Annotated in this window: 5 protein-coding genes; 2 read left to right on the top strand and 3 right to left on the bottom strand. The window is 67.7% G+C overall.

The features are described from left to right. Positions 1 to 48 precede the first annotated feature (48 nt). The 3 genes from BKH32_RS12870 to BKH32_RS12860 all read right to left on the bottom strand — a co-directional run bounded on the left by BKH32_RS12870 (position 49) and on the right by BKH32_RS12860 (position 3,821). The gene (locus tag BKH32_RS12870) at positions 49 to 318 is read right to left on the bottom strand and encodes a type II toxin-antitoxin system RelE family toxin (RefSeq protein ID WP_075250388.1); all 270 of its coding nucleotides are present in this window, start codon (positions 316 to 318) and stop codon (positions 49 to 51) included. Positions 319 to 345: 27 nt separating this feature from the next. Then, positions 346 to 2,235: a ribonucleoside triphosphate reductase gene (locus tag BKH32_RS12865; protein ID WP_143222849.1), complete on the bottom strand. Its 1,890-nt coding sequence runs from the start codon at positions 2,233 to 2,235 to the stop codon at positions 346 to 348. A 680-nt stretch (positions 2,236 to 2,915) separates the two neighbouring features. After that, complete coding sequence (locus BKH32_RS12860; protein WP_075250386.1) at positions 2,916 to 3,821, bottom strand: hypothetical protein; 906 nt, start codon at positions 3,819 to 3,821, stop codon at positions 2,916 to 2,918. A 511-nt stretch (positions 3,822 to 4,332) separates the two neighbouring features. Between BKH32_RS12860 and BKH32_RS12855 the strand changes: the two genes are divergently transcribed. Both BKH32_RS12855 and BKH32_RS14600 read left to right on the top strand, forming a co-directional pair. Then, on the top strand, positions 4,333 to 5,421 hold the full coding sequence (locus BKH32_RS12855) for a serine hydrolase domain-containing protein (RefSeq protein ID WP_256691961.1): 1,089 nt from the start codon (positions 4,333 to 4,335) through the stop codon (positions 5,419 to 5,421). Next, positions 5,418 to 6,068, top strand: a complete 651-nt coding sequence (locus BKH32_RS14600; RefSeq protein ID WP_256691959.1) for a hypothetical protein — start codon at positions 5,418 to 5,420, stop codon at positions 6,066 to 6,068. Before BKH32_RS12855 ends, BKH32_RS14600 begins: the two co-directional genes overlap by 4 nt. Positions 6,069 to 6,762 lie beyond the last annotated feature (694 nt).

Genomic DNA, 6,762 nt, shown 5'->3' with positions numbered 1-6,762 from the left:
GGGCGCCCCGGCGCCTCTGCGGCCAGCTCACGAGCAAGCCCGGAGATGTCACCGGTCGTAGACAGTGGAGCGGTGGCCGACATCGAGTGCCAGGATCACACAGCGCTCGTCTTGGATGTCGATGATCACCCGGTAATCCCCGACCCGGAGCCGGAACATCCCCGTGAGCGGCCCCGCCATCGGCTTCAGGAAGTCCCGCGGATCGTCAGACCCCTGGATCTCCTGCAGTTTGTCGACCACACGCTTCCTGACGCTGTGGTCAAGTCGCTTCAGCGCCTTCTCGGCGCGAGGAGTGAGCTCAACGCTCCAGTCCGCCACCTACCCCTCCTTCCCCGTTGCGGGCGCTCAGGCGCTGACCGCACTCAGGCGCGAGACGGCCGGGCCGTGGCCGCCGGCGGCGACCTCGGTGAACATCTGCCGCTCGGCGTACTCGCCCTTCTTGCCGATATTGAAGGAGCGCACCGGACGGAAGTAGCCCATGACACGCGTCCACACCTCGCACTCGACCGGCTCGGCCTCGGGATGGAGCTCGGCGCACTTGTCGCAGGTGAGGTGCTCACCGGCCAGGTACCCGTGGACCGGGCAGATGGAGAAGGTCGGCGTGACGGTGATGTAGGGCGTGCGGAAGGCGGTCAGGGAGCGGCGCACGAGCTCCTTGCAGGCGGTGGCCGAGGAGATGCGCTCATTCATGTACAGGTGCAGGACGGTGCCGCCGGTGTACTTGGTCTGAAGCTCCTCCTGCATCTCCTGGGCCTCGAAGGGGTCATCGGTGTGGCCCACGGGGATCTGGGAGGAGTTCGTGTAGTAGGGGTTGGTCTCCGTACCGGCCTGGAGGATGCCGGGGTAGCGCTTGCGGTCCTCCTTGGCGAAGCGGTAGGTGGTGCCCTCGGCCGGGGTGGCCTCGAGGTTGTAGAGGTGGCCGGTGGCCTCCTGGAACTCGACCATCTTGTCGCGCACGTGGTCCAGGAGGCGCACGCACATGGCGTGGCCGCGCGGGTCGGTCAGGTCATAGGCGTCATGAGTGAAGTTGCGGACCATCTCGTTCATGCCGTTGACGCCCAGGGTGGAGAAGTGGTTGTCCAGGGTGCCCAGGTACCGCTTGGTGAAGGGGAACAGACCGGCGTCGATGTGATGCTGAATGACGGTGCGCTTGAGCTCGAGGGTGTCGCGGCCGATCTCGAGGAGCTCGTCGAGCCGGGCGGTCAGGGCGGCCTCGTCGTCGGCGTAGAGGTAGCCGAGCCGGGCCATGTTGATGGTGACGACGCCGACCGAGCCGGTCTGCTCGGCCGAGCCGAACAGGCCGTTGCCGCGCTTGAGCAGCTCGCGCAGGTCGAGCTGGAGGCGGCAGCACATGGAGCGGATCATGCCGGGGTCGAGCTCGGAGTTGATGAAGTTCTGGAAGTAGGGCAGGCCGTACTTCGCGGTCATGGTGAACAGCAGCTCGGTGTTGGGGGCGTCCCAGTCGAAGTCGCGGGTGATGTTGTAGGTGGGGATGGGGAAGGTGAAGACGCGGCCCTCGGCGTCGCCCTCGGTCATGACCTCCATGAAGGCGCGGTTGATGAGGTCCATCTCCGCCTGGAGGTCGCCGTAGGTGAAGTCGCAGACGTCGTCGCCGATGAGGGGGTGCTCGTCGGCCAGGTCCGCGGGGCAGGTCCAGTCGAAGGTGAGGTTGGTGAAGGGCGTCTGGGTGCCCCAGCGCGAGGGGACGTTGAGGTTGAAGATGAGCTCCTGCATGCACTGCTTGATCTGCTCGTAGGTCATGTCGTCCAGGCGGACGAAGGGCGCCATGTAGGTGTCGAAGGAGGAGAAGGCCTGGGCGCCGGCCCACTCGTTCTGGAGCGTGCCCAGGAAGTTGACGATCTGCCCGACGGCCGAGGAGAAGTGCTTGGCGGGGCCGGCGGCGATGGCGCCGGGGACGCCGTTGAAGCCCTGCTGGAGGAGGTCCTTGAGGGACCAGCCGGCGCAGTAGCCGGCGAACATGTCCAGGTCGTGGATGTGGAGGTCCGCGTTGCGGTGGGCCTGGCCGGCGGCGGCCGGGTAGACCTGGCTGAGCCAGTAGTTGGCGACGACCTTGCCGGAGGTGTTGAGCATCATCCCGCCCAGCGAGTAGCCCTGATTGGCGTTGGCGTTGACGCGCCAGTCGGAGCGGTCCAGGTACTCGGTGATGGTGGCGATGGCGTCCACGGTGGGGCGCTCACCGCGGGCGACGGCCGAGTCGGCCGAGCCAGGGGCCACGAGGCGCGGGTCGGTGGCGGGGGTGGTGGTTGAGGCGGAGGTGGCGACCGGAGTCGAGGCCGGGCCATCGAGGGGGCTCGGGGCAGCAGTGTCAGCGGGGGCGGGGTGGTTCTCGAGCACGGGTCTCTCCGATGGTCCTTCTCGTTCCTGTTCACGGCCCCGCCAAGCATGGATGGGGCCGGTTCTTCCGGGTGCCGTCAACAGCTGCACGCTGCCTGCCGGGGGCGGGGCGGTCGGCGGCACCGGTGCCGACCATACTCCCAAATCACACCGATGAGACACATCATCTTGTGTCTAAATTGTATCTCGACCACAACATCTTGCGATGGAGGCGAGGACTTTCGTCCCGATAGACGATGCTATCTCGCGCGATCTCGCGGATGCCGTCGAAGCTGGAACGAGAGCCGGCAGGACCGCCCGGAGAGGACATATGAGGCCCAGATCACTCCCGCCCGGCGTGTTGGGACGAGGTCGGGAGCGGGCTCCTCATCCCTACGCGCGATCGCTCTCCACACGCTCCATGCGCCCCGGCATCGTTGCGACCGGCCGCCTGCCATCCCCGACAAAGAGGTATCACCGGAGCTGCGGAAGACCCTTTCGAGGGGCTCTGTGTCCAAATCTGTGACAAAGAGGCCCGAACAACTTTCGCTGAGCAACAGAAACCGCGGAATCATGCGGTTTTACCTGGCGCGCTCAGTGCCCGTCGCCGCCTTTGTCACAGATTTGGACACTCCCCAGCACTCCATGGCCCTCTGCACGTCCGGAACGACCTGATGCGCGTAGACGTCCTTCCTTGTGAAGCGCAGCGGCAGGAAGCCACGGGCGACAAGCCGGCGGTCGCGCCATCGATCGAGGCCGAACTGGTACTCGTCGCAGTGGTAGGTGTAGCCGTCGAGCTCCACGACCACCCACCCGTCGATCACCAGGTCTACCTCGCCGACTCCCTCGATCTCCACCCCGTCCTCGAAGCTCAGTCCTGCAGCCTCAAGGTCCATTCGCGCCAGCGTCTCCAACGGGGAACGAGCCCGGTCACTGGCGCGATCGAGCCGTGCGAGCGCCCGAGCCGAACCGGGGCCGCGAAGCAGGCCGCGAACCTGCTTGGCAGTGACGCGCTCATCGTGAAGTGCTGCGTCAAGAGCGATGAGCGGAGAGTCGTCCTGGACGTGGCAGCGCAGGAAACGAGCCAGTGCCTCAGGAAGCGGCTGAACCGGGTAAGAGGTTGGTGATGACCGGCCTTGATTCCGATCCACATGGAGAACTTCACGGCCCACCGCCGTGATTCCCCCGCTGCACGGCACGACGAGATGAACCTGCTCAGCCCCTTGAGCCACGGGCAACCCGTAGTGGCGCATAGCGGCCTGGCAGGTGAGGAGCCCTCCATGAATGCGTGCCAGCACAACGGCGCGCTCGGCACCTGGGATACCGACGACCCCATGCTCATGGGCAATGAGCTCACCGTCCCTCACGAGCGAGGCGATGTGACGGCGCTGGGTACGAGTCGGCTCCAGGTCCCGCATGCGCACCGCTCCGTAGCAGCCGCGCACAGCGGCGAGCAGCTCAGCGTCCACAGTATTCACGAGAGTCATTGCCGCCCGCCTGAGGAGTGGGCGCAACCCGGCCGCCGGCCCCCTGTGGACAACTGGCGCATCCGTCAGCCTGTGGCCTCCAGGACCCACCGAAGTGTCACCGATGTCCTGACACAGAACTGTCACCCATGTCCAGAGACACAACACCCAGAGACATCACGCCCCGGTAGCCCGAGCATGGTGTCCAAATCTGCAGCAAAGGAGTTTGCAGCCCGATCGGTCCGCCGACAGAACCGCGGAATCATGCGGTTCTCTCTCGCGCATTCTGGTCTGACAGAAGCCTTTGCTGCAGATTTGGACACTCCCCACCGTTCCAAGGCCCTTGCACGTCTGGAACCGCATGGGAGATCGCATTCGCCGGCGTCCCCGTTGCCCGCACTCACCCAGATCAGGACGGGACGCCCCACCGACCCCCTTCTCTCGGACCGTCATTGTTCTGTCGGGCTGGCCCGACAACGACCGACCAGGTGGCTGGATCGTGTGGGCGATCACGCTCCGACAGCCTGGTCCCATGAGCGCCAGCACCTCTCCCTTCCACCGTTCCCGCCCTCCGTCGCAGCAGGTCAGACCCACATCTCTCATCCGGTCACGCGGCCTCCTGCCCCGCGGGGCCTGCGCGGTCCTGGCGGCCTGCCTGGCCCTGGCGGTCTTCGTCGTCGGATCGCACGCGCCGAAGGCCGACACCTCCTCCATCACGGGCGACAAGGACCTGGCCAAGCAGGTCATCGGCCTTCTGCCTGATGACTACCGGGCCCGCGGCATCCACGTCTCCGTCATCACCGCCGAGGGTGCCCGCCACGCCGGCATCGCCGCCGCCTCCGGCCAGCAGTACACGTCCACCACCCCCATGGAGATCGGCTCGATCACCAAGACCTTCAGCGGCCGGCTCCTGGCTGACGCCATCTCGCGCGGCGAGGTCAAGGCGAGCGACCCGCTGTCCACCTACCTGCCCGAGCTTGCCGGCACCCCGGCGGGCGAGGCCACCCTGGGGGAGGTCGCCTCGCACCGCTCAGGCATCCCGGGCGCCCCCTCTCAGGACCTGACCTGGTTCGTGCTGCGAGGCCACATCCTGGGGCTCAGCCCCTTCACCGACAGCACCGACCAGCTCATCGAGAAGACCCGCACCACCAAGATGGGCAAACGCGGCGAGTTCGTCTACTCCAACCTGGGCATCTCGCTACTGGGCGAGGACCTCAGGCACGCCGCCGGGGCCGAATCCTGGGAGTCCTACGTCTCGGAGCGGCTCCTCACGCCCCTGGACATGGAGCACACGAGTCTCATCGTCGGCCAGTCGGAGATTCCCGACGGCGCCGTCCGCGGGGGCCGGGCCAATGGGCGTCGCGGCCAGTCGCTCAGCGGCCCGGGCTCCAACCCGGCCGGCGCCGGGGTGTGGAGCACCCCGGAGGACATGACCCTCTACGCCCAGGCGGTCCTGACCGGCGCCGTCCCCGGTGGGGTCGACCCCAGGAGGTGCGGTGGCCCGCGGAGGTCTTGGCCGGTTTCCAGCTGCCGGGTGAGAAGGTCGGTTACACCTGGTACACCGACGTCGTCGACGGGCACACGATCATCAGCCACGGCGGCACCACGATGGAGTGCATGACGCGCCTGGCCATCGACAAGGAGTCGGGCGAGGCCGTCATGGTCTACACCGGCCAGAGCACGGACGGTACCGCCGCCGCGTTCGCCGCGATGCTCCTGACCGATGGGCAGAAGGTTTTGACGGCGTGTCTGCCGGTGCCGGCCGAGATGCTGCTCCGGGGCATGATTCTTGGCATCTTCATCGTCCTGGCGCTGGTTATGGGCCTGTACACGGCTGCCCGCGCGGTGAGCGCGCCCAGCCGTATGGCGGTGGTCTGGCGCGTGTCCGCGCTCCTGGCCTGCCTGGCGGCGGCCGTGGCCTCCGGGCCCTGGGCGCACGTGCCCGCCTGGATCCTGGCGGTGGTGTCGCTGTCCGGCCTGTACGGGATCGTCCGGGGCGTGACGCTGTGGCCGGATCTGCTCGCCCTGCCGCGTCACCGACGCCTGGCTCGGCCGGACGCAGGTGGTGCTGACTGTCGTCTTCGTCGCCGTCCGCCTGGTCGTCGTCTGGCCCAGGGCCTGAGCCGGCCGCGCCTGGCGTCGCCTTCGCTCCCCACGCCGCGTCTTGGGGCCCTGACCCCGCCGACGTCGGGCGGAAGGAGTGAAGGCGACGCCGGCTCTTCGACGCTCACCACTGATTCAGGTCCTGAAAACTGTCACCATGAGTGATCGTCGTTTCTCCGCGCTGGCGCCGAGGCGGGCGCGGCCGGCGCTCGGAGTACTGGGCCGGCAACGACGGGGGCTGGCGCACGAGTCTCTTTCCGGGGTTTTCCACAGGGTGGTGTTGGGGTCTGGTGCGGGGGTGTTGGGGCGGGTAGTGTCAATACACCGCTTGGACGGGCAGTGTTTCCTGGCCGGGTGGGGTATGGAGTTGTTTCGGTGGCGAGGAGGCTTCCGCGATGAGTGCGTCCCTACGATCCCCCAAGCCTGCGGGTGCCCGGGAGCCGGTGTCCGGCTCTGGCCAGGTCGCCGTGTCGGAGCGGCGCCCCATCGCGATCAGACGTCGCGGTAGGCGGGAACTCAATGCTCCCAGCGAGCCCGGGGAGCAGGTGGTTGCGAGGGGAGGGTCGGAGCGGCCGAGCGGCCGGTCAGCCACTCCGGAGTCGGGCGTGGCTGCGCGCGACCGTCAAGCTGGGCTGGGCCTTGATGGCGCTGGCGGGCACATGGGGCAGTCTGCGCTGGCGGTACGGTCGGAGCGGTTGAGTGCGTTGGTGCTGCCGGGGCGCAGGTCTCGGCCCGGGGCTCGGTCCGGTTGTCGTCCTGGGTGCCGGAGGGGTGCGGCTGGGGTGGTGGCGGTGTGTGTGCTGGCGCTGGGGGTGGTGGCCTGCTCGGTGAGGGATGCCAAGGCTGAGGCCAGCGTGAG

Source organism: Actinomyces oris (genome assembly GCF_001929375.1).
Taxonomy (GTDB): domain Bacteria; phylum Actinomycetota; class Actinomycetes; order Actinomycetales; family Actinomycetaceae; genus Actinomyces; species Actinomyces oris_B.
The sequence above is the reverse complement of the archived record's forward strand: the minus strand, read 5'-3'. Positions and strand labels throughout refer to the sequence as shown.

What these genes read in the sequence shown, in the direction of transcription:
- BKH32_RS12860 (WP_075250386.1), bottom strand. Translation starts at nt 3,821, where the DNA reads ATGACTCTCGTGAATACTGTGGACGCTGAGCTGCTCGCCGCTGTGCGC.
- BKH32_RS14600 (WP_256691959.1), top strand. Translation starts at nt 5,418, where the DNA reads ATGACGCGCCTGGCCATCGACAAGGAGTCGGGCGAGGCCGTCATGGTC.
- BKH32_RS12855 (WP_256691961.1), top strand. Translation starts at nt 4,333, where the DNA reads ATGAGCGCCAGCACCTCTCCCTTCCACCGTTCCCGCCCTCCGTCGCAG.